We start from the raw sequence: 15,345 nt of genomic DNA, 5'->3' as shown, positions 1-15,345 counted from the left end.
GCCCCGCTGATCGAGCTGCGCGGGGTCAACAAGCACTTCGGGGACCTGCACGTACTACAGGACATCGAGCTGACGGTGGGCCGTGGCGAGGTCGTCGTGGTCATCGGCCCGTCCGGCTCCGGCAAGTCCACGCTCTGCCGGGCGATCAACCGGCTCGAACCGATCGAGAACGGCACCATCCTGCTCGACGGCGAGCCGCTGCCCGCGGAGGGCAAGGGCCTCGCCCGGCTGCGCGCCGAGGTCGGCATGGTGTTCCAGTCCTTCAACCTGTTCGCGCACAAGACCGTGCTGCAGAACGTCTCACTCGCGCAGATCAAGGTGCGCGGCCGGCCCAGGACGGAGGCCGACGCCAAGTCCCGCGCGCTGCTGGAGCGGGTGGGCCTCGCGTCGCAGGCCGACAAGTATCCGGCCCAGCTGTCCGGCGGGCAGCAGCAGCGGGTCGCGATCGCCCGCGCGCTCGCGATGGACCCCAAGGCGCTGCTCTTCGACGAGCCGACCTCGGCGCTCGACCCCGAGATGATCAACGAGGTGCTGGACGTCATGCGCCAGCTCGCGCACGAGGGCATGACGATGGTCGTGGTCACCCACGAGATGGGCTTCGCCCGGGCCTCCGCGAACCGGGTGGTGTTCATGGCGGACGGCAGGATCGTGGAGGACCGCGCCCCGGAGGGCTTCTTCAGCGCCCCCGAGAGCGAGCGCGCCCGGGACTTCCTGTCCAAGATCCTGAAGCACTGAGGCGGCGCCGTGAACGATGAGACGGCGCCCGGCGCAGGGGGGTCGGGGAAGCCCAGCGCAGCGCGCCCGGCGAAGCCCGCGGCGCGGGGGAGGAAACGCGTGCTCGCCGCCGCCCTGCTGCTCACCGCGCTGGCGGCGGGCTGCGGCAAGGCCGGGACCCCGCCGCCCAAGGGCCCGCAGCCCACCGCGCTGCCCAGCTACCAGGTGCAGAACGCCTCCTCGATCACCGGCTCGCCGACCCTGGACGCCGCCCGCAGCCGGGGCCACCTGGTGGTCGGCGCCAAGGAGGACCAGCCGTACCTGGGCCAGAAGAACCCGGCCACCGGCGTGTACTCCGGCTTCGACATCGAGATCGCCAAGATGGTCGGCGCCTCCCTCGGCTTCCCGCCGGACAAGATCCAGTTCAAGACCATCGCCTCGGCCAACCGCGAGACCGCGCTGCAGAACGGCCAGGTGGACTACTACGTCGGCACGTACACCATCAACGACAACCGAAAGAAGCTGGTCGGCTTCGCCGGGCCGTACTTCGTCGCCGGCCAGTCGCTGCTGGTGCGCAAGAACGACACCACCATCCACGGCCCGCAGGACCTGAACGGCAAGAAGGTCTGTTCGGCGGCCGGTTCGACGCCGTACCAGCGCATCCAGTCGCAGTACCCGAAGGCCAAGCTGATCGGCTACGACACCTACTCGGCGTGCGTCGACAACCTGATCACCAACCAGGTCGACGCCGTGACCACGGACAACGCGATCCTGCTCGGCTACGCGGCCAAGGTGCCGGACGAGCTCAAGGTGGTCGGCCCGCTGTTCTCGACCGAGCCGTACGGCATCGGGGTACCGAAGAACGACACCGTGCTGCGCATGGCGCTGAACGACGCGCTGGAGCAGCACGAGCAGAACGGCGACTGGAAGAAGGCCTTCGAGGCCACCCTCGGTCTCTCCGGGGAAGCCGCGCCGACCCCGCCGCAGATCAACCGGTACTGAGAGGGCCGCGCCGTGAAAACGCTGACCGACAACTGGTCGACCTACTGGGAAGGCTTCCTCGGCACGCTCTCGCTCTTCGCGGTGAGCGCCGTGCTGTCGCTGGTGCTGGGGGTGCTGATCGCGAGCTTCCGGGTCTCGCCGGTCAGGCCGCTGCGGGTGTTCGGGACGGTGTGGGTGACGATCCTGCGGAACACGCCGCTGACCCTGCTGTTCTTCATCGTGGTGCTGGGCTTGCCCCGGTTCGACATCACGCTGCCCTTCTACACCTTCGCGGTGCTCGCGCTCGGCTGTTACACCTCCGCCTTCGTCTGCGAGGCGATGCGCTCGGGCGTGAACACCGTGCCGACCGGGCAGGGCGAGGCGGCCCGGAGCCTGGGCATGACCTTCGGGCAGACGATGAGCCTGGTGGTGCTGCCGCAGGCGTACCGCTCGGTGGTGGCGCCGATCGGCAGCGTGATGATCGCGCTGGCGAAGAACACGGCGATCGCCGGCTCGTTCAGCGTCACCGAACTGCTCGGCACCTACCGGACCATCAACGAGCTGGGCTACAGCATCGTCTGGACCTTCGTCTGGATCGCCGTCGGCTACCTGATCATCACCCTTGCCATCAGCGCTGTCTTCAACCTGCTGGAACGACGAGTGGCGGTGTCCCGATGACCGTTGAATCCTCGGCGCTGTACGACATCCCCGGGCCGAAGGCGCTCGCCCGCCACCGGCTGTACGGCGGGATCGCGCTGCTGCTGATCGCGGCGGGGGTCGCCTGGGTCGTCTACATGCTGTTCCACACCCACCAGTTCACCTACGCCAAGTGGCAGCCCTTCGAGTACCGAGGCGTCCAGGAGCTGCTGCTGCGTGGGCTCGGCAACACGCTGAAGGCGTTCGGCTGGACGGTGCTGTTCGCGCTGCCGTTCGGGGCGCTGTTCGCGGCCGGGCGGCTGTCGGACCACCGGGTGGTGCGCTGGTTCTCAACGCTGGTGGTCGAGTTCTTCCGGGCCATGCCGGTGCTGGTGATGATCTTCTTCGTCTTCGTCGCGCTGAAGGTGCAGCCGCTGTGGGCGCTGGTGGCCGGGCTGGTGCTCTACAACGGGTCGGTGCTGGCCGAGGTGTTCCGGGCCGGCGTGCTCGCGGTGCCCAAGGGGCAGCGGGAGGCGGCGTACGCGCTGGGCATGCGCAAGACCCAGGTGATGTCCTACGTGCTGGTGCCGCAGGCCAACCGGGCGATGCTGCCGGCCATCATCAGCCAGCTGGTGGTCGCGCTCAAGGACACCTCGCTGGGCTTCCTGATCACCTACGAGGAGTTCCTGCACGCGGGCAAGCTGATCGCCACCAACCTGGACTACGACCTGCCGTTCATCCCGGTGGTGATCGTGATCGCGCCGATCTACATCGGCATGTGCCTGCTGCTCTCCTGGCTCGCCCGCTTCGTCGAGAAGCGCAGCCGGCGCAGCCCGACCGTGCGGGGCGGGGCGCCGGTGGTCAAGGCCGGGGTGGCGATGGGGCTGCCGCCGTCGGCGCAGCAGTGAGAGGCTTGGTTCGACGCTGAACCATAGGTACGGATGGGGCCGGGGCCGGTACCTCCAAATTCCTCTTATGATTGCGGGGCTGGACGGGACCGCCTGAACGGTCCGGACGACGACGACCCGGGCGGGAGGGCCATGGAGCCGGTGTTCGACTCGCGGCACATCAGGACGTTCCACGAGGTCGTCCGGGCCGGCTCCTACTCGGCCGCCGCCCGGGAACTCGGCTACACCCAGCCCGCCATCACCCAGCAGATGAAGGCGCTCGAACGCACCGTCGGCGTCCCGCTGTTCACCCGCGCCGGGCGCGGACTGCGGCTCACCGAAGCGGGCGAGGCGCTCTCCCGGCACGCCGAGCTGATCCTCGGCAGCATGTCCGCCGCCCAGCAGCAGCTCGCCGCGCTCGCCCGGCTGCGCGCCGGGCGGGTCCGGGTCTGCGCCTTCCCCAGCGCCAACGCCACCCTGATACCCGAGGCGATGGCCCGGCTGCTGGCCGAGCATCCCGGCGTACGGGTCGAGCTGCTGGAGGCCGAGCCACCCGACTCCGTCCAGCGGCTGCTGCGCGGGGAATGCGACATCGCGCTGGCCTTCCGCTACCCGGGCGCGGCCACCGAGGTCCCGGACGGGCTGGACGAGATCCCGCTGATGGAGGACCTGCTCACGGTGCTGCTGCCGGTCGGGCACCCGCTCGGCCGCCGGCACGCCGTACGGCTCGCCGACCTCGACGGCGAGCGCTGGATCGCCGGCTGCCCACGATGTCGGGCCAATCTGCTGCACGTCTGCGCGGAGGAGGGCTTCGCGCCGGACATCGTCTTCTCCACCGACGACAACCTCGCGGTGCAGTCGCTCGTCGCCGCCGGGGTCGGGATCGCGCTGATGCCCGCGCTGGTCCTCTCCTTCATGTGTCACCGCAAGGTCACCGGGCGGGCCGTCGAACCGCACCTGCGGCGGCAGGTGAGCGCGTACGTGCTGCGCGAGCACCGCCGGATCCCGGCCACCGGGCTGGTCCTGGACCACCTGCGGCAGGCGGCGGCGAGCCGGGTCGGCTGCTGACATATAAGCCTTGGTGGGGATATTGCTTACAAAACCTCCTTGGACGTGATAGGTCGCTAGGGCCGAACCTGCTGGCATGACGCCCTCAGCCACGGTCGGCAGCGACCGGCTCACCGAGCGGATGACCGCGCTGATCAGCGAGATCCGCGCCGTCGTGGACCGCGGACTGCCCCCAGAGCTCACCGCCTACCTGGTCGGCGAGCGCCTTGCCCCGCACCTGCACGCCGACCAGGACGGGCCCGACGCGCTGCTCACCCCCGCCCAGTGCGAGGGCGACCCGCAGCGCTACCGCCAGCACGTCCTGCACGCCGAGGAGGACGGCAGCTTCTCCGTCGTCGCCCTGGTCTGGCTGCCCGGACAGCACACCCCGATCCACGACCACGTCTCCTGGTGCGTGGCCGGCGTCCACCGCGGCCAGGAGAGCGAGACCCGCTACCGACTGGTCTCCGACGGTCGCACCGCCCGGCTGGTCGAGACCGAGAACGTGGCCGGCCCGGCCGGCACCGTCGCCGCCTTCGCCCCGCCCGGCGACATCCACCTGGTGCGCAACTCCTGCAGCAGCACGGCTATCTCCATCCACGTGTACGGCGCGGACGTCTCGCGGCTCGGCACCAGCATCCGGCGGGTCTACCGGCTGCCCGCCGACCAGGAGCAGTGAGCGGCGGCGTGGCACTGACCCTGCGGCAACGCGCCGCCCGTACCCACTCGCTGCCCCCGATGCGCGGAGACGCCCCCGGACTGCTGCTCGCGGCCCTCGGGGTGGCCGCCGCCCTGGGCGTCCACGCCGTGGTGCCGGCCGTGCCCAAGCTCACCGCCGCCGTCGTGCTCGGCATGGCGGCAGCCCACCTGCCCGGGCTGCGCCCGGTGGTCCGCGGGGTCGCCCGGCCGGGCCTGTCCACGGCCGGGAAGCGGCTGATGCGGGTCGGGATCGTCCTGCTCGGGCTCAAACTCAGCCTGGACGACGTGCTCGGCCTCGGCTGGGCCACCGTCGCCATGGTGATCGTGGTGGTCGCGGCCACCTTTGCCGGCACGCTCTGGCTGGGCCGGCGGCTGGGCCTGCCCGGCGACCAGCCACTGCTGGTCGCCACCGGGTACTCGATCTGCGGGGCCTCGGCCATCGGCGCGGTCAGCCAGGCCGCGGGCAGTGAGGAGGAGGACGTCGCGGCTTCGGTGGCGCTGGTCACCCTGTGCGGGACCCTCGCGATCGCCGTCCTGCCGCTGCTCCAGCAGCCGCTCGGGCTCGGCGACGTGGAGTTCGGGCGCTGGGTCGGCGCGAGCGTGCACGACGTCGGACAGGTGGTCGCCACCGCGCAGACCGGCGGGGCGGCGGCGCTGCGGGAGGCGGTACTGGTCAAGCTGATGCGCGTGGTGCTGCTGGCGCCGTTGGTCGCGGGGGTGGCCGTCGCGGTGCGGCGGAACCTGCGGGCGGCGCAGGCGGCGCAGGCGGCGCGGGTGGCGCGGGTGGCGCAGGCGGTGGGTGCGGGCTCCGGTGGGGCCTCGGGCGGGGGACCGCCGGCGGGGGCGATGGCGGAACCGCTGGAAGGACCGCCGGCGGGACCGCTGTCGGGGGCGCCGGAGGGGGCGGCTGCGAATTCGGTGAAGACCGGGAGCCGTCCGCCGATCGTGCCCCTGTTCGTGGCGGGGTTCCTCGCGATGATCGTCCTGCGGACCACCGGCGTGCTGCCCGAGCGGGCGCTCGGCCTGGCCGGAGACGCCCAGGAACTGCTGCTCGCCGCCGCGTTGTTCGGCCTCGGCAGCGCCGTGCACCTGCCGACCATGATCCGTACCGGCGGGCGGATCGCCCTGCTCGGGCTCGGTTCCTGGGTGGTCGTGGCCGGCGTCTCCTACGCGGGGGTACTGATCACGACCTGACGGGCCCCGGTGCGGACTCGGCTATTGTCGGGCGGGTACTCGTCCGCACCGGGACGGTCCCGCGGTCACACTGGGACGGTCCGCAGTCGAGTTCGCCCGAGTTCACTTGAGTTCGCCCGAGTTCGCCTGGGTTCGTCGAGGAGGACGGATGACCACCGCACTGCCCGAACGGGACGGCCCCGAGGCCGTCGTCACGCTCGACCGACGGGAAGGCCCGTTCGGCGAGGTGGTGCTGCGGCAGCGCGGACGGCACTTCGAGATCATCGCCAACGGCTGCTTCCTCATGGACACCGCCGATGGACGCTCGGAGCGACTGCTGATCCAGGCCGCGCTGGACGAACTCGACCGTACGGGCAGCCGGCCCGAGCGGCCGGCGGTCCTGATCGGCGGCCTCGGGGTCGGCTTCTCGCTCGCGTACGCGGCGGCCGAGCCGCGCTGGGGCCGCATCGCCATCGTCGAGCGCGAGACCGCGATCATCGACTGGCACCGGAACGGCCCGCTCGGCGCCTTCTCGGACGGCGCGCTCGAGGACGAGCGGGTCGCGGTGCTCCACACCGACCTGCTGGAGTACCTCGCGGCCGCGGACGGCGAGCGCTATGACGCCCTGTGCCTGGACATCGACAACGGGCCTGACTGGACCGTCACCGACTCCAACAACGGGCTCTACGGCGCGGACGGACTCGCGGTGCTCTGGCACCGGCTGCAGCCGGGCGGGGTGCTGGCGGTGTGGAGCGCCCAGCCGTCGCAGGCCTTCGAGGAGGCGCTGCGGGGGGCGGGCTTCTCGGACGTGGTGACGCACGAGATCCCGGTGTCCCGGGGAGTGCCGGACGTGGTGCACCTGGCGCGGCGCGCGGGCTGAGAGCGAACCCGGCCGACGCGAACGGCGGTTGGCGGGGATCGGCTGCTGGGGTTTCTCCCATGGGACTTCTCCCTGGGGCAGTGGAGGGTCTGGCGGGCGGTGGTGGGTGGTGGCTGAGAGCGGTACTCCCTCGGAGCGGATCGCGGCCGAGCTTCGACGGCGCATCGTGGCAGGGGAGTTGGCGCCGGGGGCCCGGGTGCCGTCGACCCGGCGGATCACCCGGGAATGGGGCGTGGCGATGGCCACGGCGACCAAGGTGCTGAGCCGCCTGCGGGAAGAGGGGCTGGTCCGCGCCGTTCCGGGGGTGGGGACGGTGGTGGTCGGGACCAAGGCGTCCGGGGCTGCAGCGGTCGAGGCTGCGGTGGCTGGGGTGAAGGTTGCCGGGGCGAAGGGGGCTGGGGCCGAGGCGGCTGCGGCGTTGGCTCCGGCCGCCGTTCGGCGTGCGCGGGCCGGCGGTGAGCGGGACCTCACCCGGGAGCGGATCGTGGCGACGGCCGTCCGGGTGGCGGACGTGGAGGGGCTGGCGGCGCTGTCGATGCGCCGGGTCGCGACGGACCTCGGGGTCGCGACGATGTCGCTCTACCGTCATGTGCCGGGCAAGGACGAGCTGTTGCGGCTCATGCTGGACGTGGCCTTCGGCGAGCAGCCGCTGCCCGAGCCGCCGGCGTCGATGTCGGCGTCGGACTGGCGGGAGGGGCTGGAGTCGGTCGCGCGGCTGCAATGGCGGATCTACCGGCGGCACCCGTGGCTGGCGTCCACGATGTCCTTCACCCGGCCGGTGCTCGCGCCGGACGCGGCGCTGCACACCGAGCGCTCGATGGCGGTGCTGGCGGGACTGGGGCTGAGCCGGGACGAGATGGCCCAGGCCTCCGTCGCGCTGGCGGCGTTCGTGTGCGGGCTGGCCGTCCACTTTGAGCGGGAGGCGCAGGCCGAACAGGACAGCGGGCTGTCGGCGGACGAGTGGATGGACCGTCTGGACGACGAGGACCACGACCGGCTGATGTCGGACCCGGACCGGTTCCCGATGTTCGACGCGATGAACCGGGGTCCGGAGATCGACCTGAGTCTGGAGGCGCTGTTCGAGTTCGGGATGGCGCGGATGCTGGACGGGATCGCGGCGGTGATCGAGCGGCGGCGCGCGTGACGGGTGGCGGAGGGCAGGCGACGGCTGACCGGTGACAGGTATCAGATTTCAGGTTTCAGATTTCAGCGAACGAAATCTGAAATCTGAAACCTGTCAGCTGTGACCCGTCACCCGTGACGTGTCGTCTGTTCGCCGTTCCCTGCTCGCGCGCGCAGCTGCCGGGCTCAGCCGAACGGACGGTGCTCCGGCGTCGCGTTCGCGTCCGCCGCTGCCTCGGGCTCCTTCGCCGGCGTGGACGGGAAGTCCGGCATGGCGAAGGGGTCGAAGTCCGGCGGCGGGACCATGACCGGCGTGCCCTTGCGCGGGGCCTCCTCCTCGTCCGCAGCCTCCGCCGCGACTGCTGCCGCTACGGGCGCCGGGATGACTGGCGGGGTCGACGGCGGCGGCGGGATGGCCGGGCCCTGTGGGGCGAGGGTGGTGCCGAACGGGTCGCTCTGCCGGTCGGCCGCGACCGTCGTGCCGAACGGGTCGGCGGCGGCGGGCTGCGCTGCGGGCGCGGCGGCCGGTGTGGACGGCAGGTCCGGCATGGCGAAGGGGTCGAAGTCCGGCGGCGGGACCATGACCGGCGTGCCCTTCGGGCGGTCCTCCGCGGTCGGCTCGGCCTCGGTGGTGGACGACTCGGCGACCGGCGCGAAGGGGTTGAAGTCTGCGGGCGGAACCCGCACCGGCGTGCCGCGCAGGTGGACGGGCAGCTCCGTGGGCTCCTCCGTCTGCGTCTGCGTCTGCGTCTGCGTCTGCGTCTCCTCGACCGGCATCGGTTCAGGTGTCGGTGCCTGAGGGGGAGCCGGCACGGCGGCGGGCGCGGCGCCGGTCGGGGCCGGCTCGCCGTCCCAGCCGAACTGGATGCTCTTCAGCAGCTCCGCGAACGCCTCGGTGTACAGCTCCCAGTCCTCCGGCCGCGCCGTGGACAGCTGGGCGCACAGCACCGTCCCGCCGTCCGGCAGCGGTACGAAGGCCTGGACGGCCGAGGTGACCACCCAGCGTCGCTGCCCGTCGGCGGCCAGCGGTCCGGGCACCGGGACGGTCCGTCCCTCGACCAGGACGGCGGCCGGGCCGGCCGGCAGCAGGACCGTCCACACCTCGGCGTGCCGCCGGACGGTGGCCAGCTCGGTGGCGAGCGCGGTGATCGGCAGCGGGTGCCGGGCGAGCGAGATGACGAGGGCGGCGTCCGAGGTGCGGTCGTCGAGCTCGAGGGCGCAGACGCCCGCGTACGCGACGCCCGCGTCCTGGATCAGGTCGGCCAGGGTGGCGGCGACCACCGCGAAGTCGCGGCGCGGCTCGGTACCGGTGGCGCTGAACAGTTCCTCGGCGACCTCCGCCAGGTGCCCGGACAGCTCGGCGGCCGCCGCCGCGGTGGCCGGGGCGGTCCCGTCGGCCGGGTCCGCGTCGGCGGGCAGCGGGGGCACCGTACGGGCGGAGACCCCGGGGGGCCCGCCGGGGGAGGTCAGCGGGTGGAAGCCGGGCGGGACGACCAGCCGGACCTCGGTGCCCGCGTCGGTGGGCAGTTCGACCGGTTGCCGGGTCTGCTGTCCGGCCGCCAGCGCGGCGAGCGCCGGGGCGAACGGCGGGCGCAGCATGGCGTCGGCGAACTCACCGGTGACCGGCAGCTGGAAGAGCGCGGCCGAGGTGGTGCCCCGGTCGGCGATGGCGCCGCGCACCGGTCCGCCGCCGTAGCGGGACTGCAGCGCGTCGATCACCCGGTCGGCGATCCGGGCGCCGGTGCCGGGCCGGGCGGAGCCGACGGTGATCACCGTGCCGAGCCGGTCGAGGGCGGCGTGCACCGGGCCGTTGGGGGCGAGCGGCAGGCCGAACAGGGCCTCGGCGGCGGGGTGCGCGGTCGCGCGCAGGGCGCTCAGCGAGGCCGCCGGGTGGCGCGAGGTGTGCTCGTCGAAGAGGGCGTCGGTGAGCGTGCCGAGGGTCGCGCAGACCTGCTCGGCTGCCGCGAAGGGGTTGGCCTCCGCACTGAACTGGACGTCCTGGGTCAACTGGTGAGCCCCCCGCTCTGCTCCGTCTGCCGTCGGTGGTTCGGGTGGAATCGGGCCGGTCGCGGCGGCGCGCCGTCAGATCCCTGCCCATTCCTATCAGAGCCCGCCGTCCTGACCGAACCGCAGGATGACCGGATGATCACTCGGACGAGTGCGCCGGCGGGGGCTCCTCGGTGGCCTCGGCGGCACCCGCGGCCTCGGCAACCTCGGCGGCCTCCCCAACCTCAGTGGCCTCAGCGGCCTCAGCGGCCTCGGTGGCGAGCGCGGTGAGCGCGTCGAGGGTCCCCGGGACGGCGAGCAGCCCGGCGAGGTCCCGCACCAGACGCCCGGTCGGTCCCTGCGGGCGCTCGTCGGCGAAGAAGGAGGCGAGCTCGGCGGCGAGCGCCGGCTCCCGGGCGGCGGTGATGGTGAGTGCCGCGACGAACTCCTGCACCAGGTGCAGCTGCAGTTCCTCCAGCGGCACCGAGCGCTCGCCCAGCCACTCCAGCGACGTGATCTCGGCGTTGGCGATCCAGGCCCGGACGGTCAGCCGCAGCGCCGGGCTGGGCGAGGGGATCGCCAGGTGGGCCAGGATCTGCTCCTGCGCGGCCCGGCGGACCTCGTCGATCACCGCAGAGGTGCCCGCGCTGGCGGCCACCGAGCCGCCCCGCAGCAGCGCCGCGAAGCCCGGCCCGTGACTCTGCACGAAGTCCAGGTAGCGGCCCATCACCCGGTACAGCCGCTCCGACAGCGGCCCTTCCATGGGCTCCTCGAAGCGGGCCGACAGCTCCTGGCCGGCCCGCCGCAGCGACTCCTCGTACAGCGCCTGCTTGCCGGGGAAGTAGTGGTACACCAGCGGCCGGGAGGCGCCCGCGGCGGCGGCGATGTCGTCGATGGACACCTCCTCCGGCGGCCGCCGGCTGAACAGCTCCAGCGCCACGGCGATCAGCTGCTCCCGCCGCTCGTCCACGCTCAGCCGCCGACGGGGCCGGTCACCCGCCGCCGCCCGGGCGGGTGCGGAGGTCCGTGCTGCGCGGTCGGCCGTCGGGGACGGCGTACGGGAGGCCATGCGCGCCAGCCTATCCGGCGGTGGTCCGGGGGCCCATGCGGCCGTCCGTGCGGCGGCTGTGCAGCGTCCACGCGGCGTCTGCGGCCGTCTACGCGGCCCGGAAGTCCAGATAGCGGCGGTAGGCCTCGCGGCCGTCGGCGACGAAGGTGTCACGGGCGAGGCGCTCGGCGAGTTCGTCGGGGGTGAGCCAGGTGTGCCAGGCGACCTCGGACTCCTGCGGGTCGACCGGGCCGTCCCATTCGGCCTCGTACATGTCGCACCACCAGGTGAGCTTGCCACCGTCGGGCTCCCGGAAGAGGAACTTGAACATCGGGCGCGGGACGATGCCGTGGACGCCGAGTTCCTCCTCGGCCTCGCGGACGGCGGCCTCGGCGTAGGTCTCGCCCGAGCCGACGACGCCGCCGACGAACATGTCGTACGCCCCGGGGGCGAACAGTTTGGTGTCGGTGCGGCGGTGGACGAAGATCCGTCCGGCCGGGTCGCGGACCAGGATGAAGACGCAGCGGTGGATCAGGCCGCGCCGGTAGACCTCGCCGCGCAGGGCGGTCCCGATCACCCGGTCGTGCTCGTCGACGATGTCCAGCAGTTCTTCGGCAGGGTTGGTCATGACGGACAGGTTAGGGTTTCGGGGCCCGACTCGAACGGATCTTCACGATCCTTCGAACGCGGGTGGACCATGACGATCGTTACCGGGGTGAAAGCGGCGCGCGATGGTGGAGATCTGGGGCGAGACGGCCGAGGGGTTCGAGCCCGTACGGGCGGCCTTCGCACGGAACTTCGCCGAGTACGGCGAGCTCGGCGCGGCCTTCGCGCTGTACGCGCACGGCCGCAAGGTGGTCGACCTGTGGGGCGGCGACGCCCGGCCCGAGGTCGGCGGGCGGCCCGCGCCGGCGGTGCCGTGGACGGCGGACACCGCGCAGGTGCTGCGCTCGGTCACCAAAGGCCTGACCGCGACCACCGCGCTGCTGGCCGTCGAACGCGGACTGCTGGACCTGGACGCGCCGGTGGCCTCGTACTGGCCGGAGTTCGCGGCGGCGGGTAAGGGCGGGGTGCCGGTGCGCTGGCTGCTCTCGCACCGGGCCGGGGTGCCCGCGCTGGACGTGCCGCTGCGGTTGGAGGACGTGCTCACCTGGGAGCGTGCCGCCGCCGCCGTCGCCGCGCAGACGCCCGCCTGGGAGCCCGGCACGGCGCACGGCTACCACCCGTACACCTTCGGCTGGCTGGTCGGCGAGGTGGTGCGGCGGGTGAGCGATCGGACGATCGGACAGTACTTCGCCGAGGAGATCGCCCGGCCGCTCGGACTGGACCTGTGGATCGGGCTGCCGGCCGGGGCCGCGCCGCGGGTCGGCAAGCTGGTCGACCTGCCCGCCCCGGAGGCGGCCCGGACCGGACCGAGCGGGCTGCGGCTGCGGCCCAAGCAGTCCGTCCGGGACGCCTACGAGGACCCGAGTTCGCTGACCGCGCGGTCCTTTGCCTCGGTGCGCCCCGGGGTGGACCTCAACGACCCGGCGGTGCAGGCCGCCGAGATCCCCGGCGCCGGCGGCATCGGCACCGCCCGTTCGCTGGCCCGGTTCTACGCGGCCCTGATCGGCGCGGCCGACCGCCCCGACGGCTCCGGCGCACTGCTGCCGCCGCTGCTCGGACCCGAGGTGCTGACCCGCGCGGTCGGGCCGGCCGTGCACGGCCCCGACCGGGTGCTGATCGTCAACTCCACCTTCGGCCTGGGTTTCTGGCGGCACGGCCCGACCGCGCCGATGGCCTCCCCGGCGAGCTTCGGGCACCCCGGGCGGGGCGGTTCGCTGGGCTTCGCCGACCCGGAGCTGGGGCTGGGCTTCGGATACGTCACCAACGGCATGCAGCCGGGCGTCACCGGGGACATCCGCTCGCGGAACCTGATCCGCGCGGTGCGGGGGTGCCTGGGGCTGTCCTGAGCCCGCAGACCGTCCTGAGCCCGGAAGCCGTCCTGCGCCTGCTGGGTTCAGGCCTGGCCGGTGTCGAAGCGGCGGATCTTGCCGCCCTCGACGGTGAAGCGCCACGCGGTGCGCATCATGCCCCAGGTGTCGTTGGTGAACTCGGCGACGAGCGCGTGGCCGCCGTTCGACTCGGTCTGGACGGCCATCCGGCCGTTCGGGCCGAAGATCTCCCGGTCGACCCAGTCCGCCAGCTCGCGCTCGGAACCGTCGTCGGACATGGCCGCGTCCGGCGCGAGCAAGGCGAAGAAGGCCTCGCGGTCGCCCGCGTTGATCGCGGTGACGAACGCGCGGACGGCGGGGTCGGTGAGTTTGGCGGGGGCGATGGTCATGTGGGACTCCCGGAGACGGGTGAGGGGTCGGGGAATCCTGTCTACGACGTTCGCGGGGGCCGTCCGGGCATGTCGGCGGCGCGTCGGGAAAATGGCAGGATTCATGTGCTTGGATCACGAAACGGGTGATTCGGCCCCACGGCTTGACCCGAGCGATGGCTCGACCCGAGTGCCCGCCGCGGGGAGTGGCGGTGGAGCGGGAGACCGGAACCGTCTCCCGCTCCACATTTCCGCAGGGCCGGCCTAGAAGAAGCCGACCGCGTCGGGGGAGTAGCTGACCAGCAGGTTCTTGGTCTGCTGGTAGTGCTCCAGCAGCGCCTTGTGGTTCTCCCGTCCGATGCCGGAGTTCTTGTACCCGCCGAAGGCCGCGTGCGCGGGGTAGGCGTGGTAGCAGTTGGTCCAGACCCGGCCCGCCTGGATGGCGCGTCCGGCCCGGTGGGCGGTGCTCAGGCTGCGGGTCCACACGCCCGCGCCGAGCCCGTACTGGGTGTCGTTGGCGAGCGCGACCGCCTGCTCGAAGCCGTCGAAACGGGTCACCGAGACGACCGGGCCGAAGATCTCCTCCTGGAAGACCCGCATCGAGTTGTCGCCCTCGAAGACCGTCGGCGTGACGTAGTACCCGCCGGCCAGGGCGCCGCCGAGGTCGGCCCGCTCGCCGCCGGTGAGGACTTTGGCGCCCTCGGTCTGGCCTATCTCGAAGTAGGAGAGGATCTTCTTCAGCTGTTCGGCGCTGGCCTGGGCGCCGACCTGGGTGTCGGTGTCCAGCGGGTCGCCCTGGCGCATCGCGCGCACCCGCTGCAGGCCGTCGGCGAGCAGCCGCTCGTAGATCGAGGAGTCGATCAGCGCGCGGCTGGGGCAGGTGCAGACCTCGCCCTGGTTGAGGGCGAACATCGCGAAGCCCTCGACGGCCTTGTCGTAGAAGGCGTCCGAGGCGGCGGCGACGTCCGCGAAGAACACGTTGGGGCTCTTGCCGCCGAGCTCCAGGGAGACCGGGATCAGGTTGTCGGCCGCCGCGCGGGCGATCAGCCGGCCGGTGGAGGTCTCGCCGGTGAAGGCGAGCTTGCGGATCCGCGGGCTGGCGGAGAGCGGGGCGCCGGCCTCCTCGCCGAAGCCGGTGACGATGTTGAGCACGCCGGGCGGCAGCAGGTCGGCGGTCAGCTCGGCGAGCAGCAGCACCGAGGCCGGGGTCTGCTCGGCGGGCTTGAGCACCACCGCGTTGCCGGCCGCGAGCGCGGGGGCGAGCTTCCAGATCGCCATCAGGATCGGGAAGTTCCACGGGATGATCTGGCCGACCACGCCCAGCGGCTCGTGGAAGTGGTACGCCACCGTGTCCTCGTCCAGCTGGGAGAGGCTGCCCTCCTGGGCGCGCAGCGCGCCGGCGAAGTAGCGCAGGTGGTCGACGGCGAGGGGGAGGTCGGCGGCCAGCGTCTCGCGCACCGGCTTGCCGTTCTCCCAGCTCTCCGCGACCGCCAGCTGCTCCAGGTTGGCCTCCATCCGGTCGGCGATCCGCAGCAGCACCTGGGCCCGCTCGGCGGCCGGGGTGCGGCCCCAGGCGGGGGCGGCGGCGTGGGCCGCGTCCAGGGCGGCCTCGATGTCCTCGGCGGTGCCGCGAGCGACCTCGGTGAACACCTCGCCGGTGACCGGGGTCGGGTCGCCGAAGTACGCGCCGCGCACCGGGGGCGTCCATCCGCCGCCGATCCAGTGCTCGTACCGGGAGCGGTAGGCGACGATGCTGCCGGGCGTGCCGGGGGGCTGGTAGACCGTCATGCTCTGGTGTCTCCTCGCGACGTCGGGCGCCGCCCGGGCCGCGTGGCCGATGGCGGCGCGCCGGACCGCCCGGTCGGGGCGG

15 protein-coding genes are annotated in these 15,345 nt (G+C 72.8%); 10 read left to right on the top strand and 5 right to left on the bottom strand.

What is annotated here, in order from left to right; genetic code table 11:
- Nucleotides 1-6 precede the first annotated feature (6 nt).
- The 9 genes from ACIBEC_RS00125 (at nucleotide 7) to ACIBEC_RS00085 (ending at nucleotide 8,161) form a co-directional block, all read left to right on the top strand.
- Nucleotides 7-735, top strand: a complete 729-nt coding sequence (locus ACIBEC_RS00125) for an amino acid ABC transporter ATP-binding protein (protein ID WP_360490661.1) — start codon at nucleotides 7-9, stop codon at nucleotides 733-735.
- 99 nt (nucleotides 736-834) lie between these two features.
- Nucleotides 835-1,716, top strand: a complete 882-nt coding sequence (locus ACIBEC_RS00120) for a glutamate ABC transporter substrate-binding protein (protein WP_360489734.1) — start codon at nucleotides 835-837, stop codon at nucleotides 1,714-1,716.
- 12 nt (nucleotides 1,717-1,728) lie between these two features.
- Nucleotides 1,729-2,373, top strand: coding sequence for an amino acid ABC transporter permease (locus ACIBEC_RS00115; protein ID WP_360489732.1), 645 nt, complete (start codon nucleotides 1,729-1,731; stop codon nucleotides 2,371-2,373).
- Nucleotides 2,370-3,239 carry an amino acid ABC transporter permease gene (locus ACIBEC_RS00110; protein ID WP_360489730.1) on the top strand — a complete coding sequence of 290 codons (870 nt, stop codon included), beginning with the start codon at nucleotides 2,370-2,372 and terminating at the stop codon, nucleotides 3,237-3,239. The genes ACIBEC_RS00115 and ACIBEC_RS00110 overlap by 4 nt, the downstream gene beginning before the upstream one ends.
- Before the next feature lie 141 nt (nucleotides 3,240-3,380).
- Nucleotides 3,381-4,286: a LysR family transcriptional regulator gene (locus ACIBEC_RS00105; RefSeq protein WP_360490658.1), complete on the top strand. Its 906-nt coding sequence runs from the start codon at nucleotides 3,381-3,383 to the stop codon at nucleotides 4,284-4,286.
- Nucleotides 4,287-4,362: 76 nt separating this feature from the next.
- Nucleotides 4,363-4,944: a cysteine dioxygenase family protein gene (locus ACIBEC_RS00100; RefSeq protein WP_360489728.1), complete on the top strand. Its 582-nt coding sequence runs from the start codon at nucleotides 4,363-4,365 to the stop codon at nucleotides 4,942-4,944.
- Between the two features lie 59 nt (nucleotides 4,945-5,003).
- Nucleotides 5,004-6,158, top strand: coding sequence for a putative sulfate exporter family transporter (locus ACIBEC_RS00095; protein ID WP_360490655.1), 1,155 nt, complete (start codon nucleotides 5,004-5,006; stop codon nucleotides 6,156-6,158).
- A 148-nt stretch (nucleotides 6,159-6,306) separates the two neighbouring features.
- Complete coding sequence (locus ACIBEC_RS00090; RefSeq protein ID WP_360489726.1) at nucleotides 6,307-7,017, top strand: spermidine synthase; 711 nt, start codon at nucleotides 6,307-6,309, stop codon at nucleotides 7,015-7,017.
- A 106-nt stretch (nucleotides 7,018-7,123) separates the two neighbouring features.
- On the top strand, nucleotides 7,124-8,161 hold the full coding sequence (locus tag ACIBEC_RS00085; RefSeq protein ID WP_396287637.1) for a TetR/AcrR family transcriptional regulator C-terminal domain-containing protein: 1,038 nt from the start codon (nucleotides 7,124-7,126) through the stop codon (nucleotides 8,159-8,161).
- Between the two features lie 164 nt (nucleotides 8,162-8,325).
- On the opposite strand, the gene ACIBEC_RS00080 is transcribed toward ACIBEC_RS00085, so the two are convergent.
- From ACIBEC_RS00080 to ACIBEC_RS00070, 3 genes are all read right to left on the bottom strand, one after another.
- Entirely contained in the window at nucleotides 8,326-10,146 is a 1,821-nt protein-coding gene (locus ACIBEC_RS00080) for a hypothetical protein (RefSeq protein ID WP_360489722.1), read from the bottom strand.
- A 139-nt stretch (nucleotides 10,147-10,285) separates the two neighbouring features.
- Complete coding sequence (locus tag ACIBEC_RS00075) at nucleotides 10,286-11,194, bottom strand: TetR/AcrR family transcriptional regulator (RefSeq protein WP_396287636.1); 909 nt, start codon at nucleotides 11,192-11,194, stop codon at nucleotides 10,286-10,288.
- A gap of 88 nt (nucleotides 11,195-11,282) precedes the next feature.
- Nucleotides 11,283-11,801, bottom strand: coding sequence for an NUDIX domain-containing protein (locus ACIBEC_RS00070; protein WP_360489720.1), 519 nt, complete (start codon nucleotides 11,799-11,801; stop codon nucleotides 11,283-11,285).
- Between the two features lie 103 nt (nucleotides 11,802-11,904).
- Between ACIBEC_RS00070 and ACIBEC_RS00065 the strand changes: the two genes are divergently transcribed.
- Complete coding sequence (locus ACIBEC_RS00065) at nucleotides 11,905-13,125, top strand: serine hydrolase domain-containing protein (RefSeq protein WP_360489718.1); 1,221 nt, start codon at nucleotides 11,905-11,907, stop codon at nucleotides 13,123-13,125.
- Between the two features lie 47 nt (nucleotides 13,126-13,172).
- Here the strand turns inward: ACIBEC_RS00065 and ACIBEC_RS00060 are convergent, their stop codons facing one another.
- Both ACIBEC_RS00060 and ACIBEC_RS00055 read right to left on the bottom strand, forming a co-directional pair.
- On the bottom strand, nucleotides 13,173-13,496 hold the full coding sequence (locus ACIBEC_RS00060) for a nuclear transport factor 2 family protein (protein WP_360489716.1): 324 nt from the start codon (nucleotides 13,494-13,496) through the stop codon (nucleotides 13,173-13,175).
- 243 nt (nucleotides 13,497-13,739) lie between these two features.
- Nucleotides 13,740-15,263 (bottom strand): aldehyde dehydrogenase family protein, encoded by a 1,524-nt coding sequence (locus tag ACIBEC_RS00055; protein ID WP_360489714.1) that lies wholly within the window; start codon nucleotides 15,261-15,263, stop codon nucleotides 13,740-13,742.
- Nucleotides 15,264-15,345: the final 82 nt, after the last annotated feature.

Origin of the sequence: Kitasatospora sp. NPDC051164 (assembly GCF_044455625.1) — a bacterium.
Taxonomy (GTDB): domain Bacteria; phylum Actinomycetota; class Actinomycetes; order Streptomycetales; family Streptomycetaceae; genus Kitasatospora.
Note: the sequence above shows the minus strand (reverse complement) of the source record. Positions and strands in the feature narration are given on the sequence as shown.

Bases quoted from the DNA above. Each gene is read 5' to 3' on its own strand.
- ACIBEC_RS00090 (WP_360489726.1), top strand. From the start codon at position 6,307: ATGACCACCGCACTGCCCGAACGGGACGGCCCCGAGGCCGTCGTCACG.
- ACIBEC_RS00110 (WP_360489730.1), top strand. From the start codon at position 2,370: ATGACCGTTGAATCCTCGGCGCTGTACGACATCCCCGGGCCGAAGGCG.
- ACIBEC_RS00100 (WP_360489728.1), top strand. From the start codon at position 4,363: ATGACGCCCTCAGCCACGGTCGGCAGCGACCGGCTCACCGAGCGGATG.
- ACIBEC_RS00065 (WP_360489718.1), top strand. From the start codon at position 11,905: ATGGTGGAGATCTGGGGCGAGACGGCCGAGGGGTTCGAGCCCGTACGG.
- ACIBEC_RS00070 (WP_360489720.1), bottom strand. From the start codon at position 11,801: ATGACCAACCCTGCCGAAGAACTGCTGGACATCGTCGACGAGCACGAC.
- ACIBEC_RS00055 (WP_360489714.1), bottom strand. From the start codon at position 15,263: ATGACGGTCTACCAGCCCCCCGGCACGCCCGGCAGCATCGTCGCCTAC.
- ACIBEC_RS00060 (WP_360489716.1), bottom strand. From the start codon at position 13,496: ATGACCATCGCCCCCGCCAAACTCACCGACCCCGCCGTCCGCGCGTTC.
- ACIBEC_RS00095 (WP_360490655.1), top strand. From the start codon at position 5,004: ATGCGCGGAGACGCCCCCGGACTGCTGCTCGCGGCCCTCGGGGTGGCC.
- ACIBEC_RS00075 (WP_396287636.1), bottom strand. From the start codon at position 11,194: ATGGCCTCCCGTACGCCGTCCCCGACGGCCGACCGCGCAGCACGGACC.